This window comes from Catenibacterium sp. CAG:290, assembly GCF_000437715.1.
Classification (GTDB): domain Bacteria; phylum Bacillota_I; class Bacilli_A; order Erysipelotrichales; family Coprobacillaceae; genus Catenibacterium; species Catenibacterium mitsuoka_A.
The window spans coordinates 1-1,634 of sequence record NZ_FR898796.1 but is presented as its reverse complement, the minus strand read 5'-3'; the positions used below and the strand labels follow the sequence as shown (position 1 = coordinate 1,634).

Annotated in this window: 1 protein-coding gene; it reads right to left on the bottom strand. The window is 32.1% G+C overall.

Annotated elements, in window-relative coordinates:
* Positions 1–186 precede the first annotated feature (186 nt).
* Positions 187–1,587 (bottom strand): IS110 family RNA-guided transposase, encoded by a 1,401-nt coding sequence (locus tag QVO42_RS03650; RefSeq protein WP_022424820.1) that lies wholly within the window; start codon positions 1,585–1,587, stop codon positions 187–189.
* Positions 1,588–1,634: the final 47 nt, after the last annotated feature.

The window sequence follows — 1,634 nt, the reverse complement described above, 5'->3', positions numbered from 1 at the left end:
AGACAAACTATTAAATGTCAATAAATAGTTAAATTTTCTAGAATTTATTGATTTTATAGGCATTTGTCTTGGTTTAGAGGTGAATCCTCTATAAAAATCCTCTTTCTTTTCTAAAAAAGAGTACACTTAAAAGAACTTTCCAACGAAAAACAGTCGAAAGCTCTTACATTAAACTTTTACTTACTGTTAAGCAGGTATCATTTCATCTGTTTTGATGTAGACAAATCTATGTAGTTCACCATTAATATCAGAATACTGATAAATCTGTTTTCTAGTATTTTTAGGAAAGTCTAATGATATTGAATTGAAGAACGTATCTCGGGTTTCTTCTGGTAATCTCATGATATGATCATGTAAGATTACAAAACTGCTTTTATTTTTCATAATTGAATAGATATATCGTGCAATCTTGTTTGCGATTGCAATGTTAGCCAGCTTATGTCTTTTCTTGTTTCCATTCTTTATTCTTTCAAACTGATGTTTGAGAACAGGATTATGACGTCTGGCAAACTCAGCAATCATATAAATTGCATGTCTAAGATATCTAGAACCTTTTTTAGAGATCTTGCCCATAGTTTCTACAGATGTCCCAGAGCGTTTGTTTCTTGGGCTTGTTCCTGAATAAGAAACAAAACAGTCTGCGTTTTTAAATCTTCTTATATTACCAGTTTCAGCAATAACAGTTGCAGCAGTTATAGGACCGCATCCTGTAATTGTAAGAAGCAGTTTATAAGCTGGGTTTAAAGAAGCAATATCTTTAATATATCTTTCAATTGATTTGAGCTGACCTTTTATATTTTTAATGTTTTCAACAAGGTCTAGAATGATACTTTTTCCATAGGAAGAAATATCATCAGGAACTAAAGTATCCTGACATAGTTCAAAGAGCTTATCTACTTTATCCATTGAACAACGATGCTTGGTTGCTTCATAAACGACGTCAAACACTTCAACTCTAGAAGCATTTATGATATCATGTGTCGTAGGATATGAAGATAAGACAGCGATAAAAGCAGCTGATTTAGGTTCGAAAACATATTGAAGTTCAGGAAACAAACAATCGCATTGGGCAATGAGACGGTTGATTTCTTGAGAATAGATTTTTTTGATCTGATAATGTCTGTGTACTAAAGCTTTCAAATCTTGATATCCGTTTTTATTTTCAAAAACGTTGTCATTGACATATTGAACATCTAAATCAGTGCCAATGATAGTAGAAATAGTTTGAGCATCCAAAGGATCTGATTTAGCGATATTATGAGCAATGCGCCATTGATTGACAAAATCGGTATTAAGAAATTTGATGCTTTCGTTTTCATAAAGATTCGCTTTGATGTAGTCATAGACATTAGTAGAATAGATACCAGTAACTTCTAAAGCAAAACAGATACTGGTACAGTTAACATCAGAATAGCTTCTAACAGTTTCTAAAAAAGAAGCAACTTCTGATTTAACAAACTTAAAAGATAATTTTTTACGCAAGAATTTAGGTTTAACAGATCTACGATCACTGACCTTGAGGATAGCAGCATCTGCTTTACCTTTAGAGACGTCCATGCCAACATAAAGAATATAATTGTTTTCCATAAAATAATGACCTTCTTTCTATGTAATCGGTTTTGAATTGCACCTCT